Here is a 1,470-nt window from a genome sequence, read left to right as displayed (position 1 = left end):
AGGTAGGTGAGGGCGTCACCAGTGTGAAACCGGGTGATCACGTTATCCCGCTCTACACCGCTGAATGTGGCGAGTGCCTGTTCTGCAAGTCGGGCAAGACCAACCTGTGTGTGTCTGTACGTGCTACCCAGGGCAAGGGTCTGATGCCTGATGGCACCACCCGCTTCTCGTACAACGGCCAGCCGCTGTTCCACTACATGGGCTGCTCGACTTTCAGCGAATACACCGTTGTTGCTGAAGTGTCGCTGGCCAAGATCAACCCGGATGCCAATCCGGAGCACGTCTGCCTGCTGGGCTGCGGCGTGACCACCGGTATCGGTGCTGTGCATAACACGGCCAAGGTGCAACCCGGTGACTCGGTGGCGGTATTCGGCCTCGGTGGTATCGGCCTCGCCGCGATCCAGGGCGCACGCCAAGCCAAGGCGGGCCGCATCATCGCCATCGACACCAACCCGGCCAAGTTCGAGTTGGCTCGCAGTTTCGGTGCCACCGAGTGCATCAACCCCAAGGACCACGCGAAGCCAATTCACGAGGTTCTGATCGAGATGACCGGTTGGGGTGTTGACCACACCTTTGAATGCATCGGTAACGTCAACGTTATGCGTTCGGCGCTGGAAGCGGCCCACCGTGGCTGGGGCCAGTCGATCGTCATCGGTGTCGCCGGTGCCGGTAAGGAAATTTCGACCCGTCCGTTCCAGTTGGTTACTGGCCGGACCTGGAAGGGCTCTGCCTTCGGCGGCGTCAAGGGACGTACCCAGCTTCCAGGCATGGTGGAAGACGCGATGAAAGGCGAGATCGACCTGGCGCCGTTTGTCACCCACACCATGGGGCTCGATGAAATCAACGAAGCGTTCGACCTGATGCATGAAGGCAAGTCGATTCGCACCGTTATTCACTACTGATCACGACCTGATCGTTAAACATCAATACTCAAGGAAACACATTAAATGGCTACTCCAGTAATTTCCGGTAACGACATCTTCTCCCACGTGTTCTTCGGCGCCGCCGACATCAAGAAATCGTCCGCATTCTACGATGCGGCTCTGGGTGCCCTCGGCATCAAGAACCTGGGTCCTTTCGGTAACGATTGGGTGCTGTACGGCCGTGACAAGCCAGCGTTCATCATCGCCCGTCCAGGCAATGGTGCTGCACCTACCAGCAATGGCGTAACGGTCGGTTTCGCTGCCGCCACCACCGCTGAAGTGGATGCGTTCCACGCTGCCGGCCTCGCCGCTGGCGGTAGCGATGAAGGCCAGCCAGGTCCACGTGGCCACCTGCCGGGTGCCTACGCGGCCTACCTGCGTGACCCAGCTGGTAACAAAGTGTGTGCCTACACCTTTGTCTGAAACCAAGGAGTCGTGAGGTCGCTGTGAGCGGAGCCTGCTCCGGTTAGGGCGACCGCACCTTCCGCTCTGGCCGTGACCGTGCCTGGCATGCCTACTCATGCCACGCGGCCACGGCACTCGGAGA

General features: G+C 60.1%; 2 protein-coding genes. Both read left to right on the top strand.

Features of this window, described 5'->3' with window-relative positions; genetic code table 11:
- On the top strand, window positions 1-902 hold a 902-nt coding region (locus EGJ22_RS25835), incomplete at its 5' end, for an S-(hydroxymethyl)glutathione dehydrogenase/class III alcohol dehydrogenase (RefSeq protein WP_125920458.1).
- A gap of 45 nt (window positions 903-947) precedes the next feature.
- A complete protein-coding gene (locus tag EGJ22_RS25830) occupies window positions 948-1,346 on the top strand; it encodes a VOC family protein (RefSeq protein WP_053870539.1) in 399 nt (132 codons plus the stop codon).
- Window positions 1,347-1,470: the final 124 nt, after the last annotated feature.

The organism is Pseudomonas sp. p99-361 (assembly GCF_003935475.1).
In the GTDB taxonomy this organism is placed as follows: Bacteria; Pseudomonadota; Gammaproteobacteria; order Pseudomonadales; family Pseudomonadaceae; genus Aquipseudomonas; species Aquipseudomonas juntendi.
The sequence above is the reverse complement of the archived record's forward strand: the minus strand, read 5'-3'. Positions and strand labels throughout refer to the sequence as shown.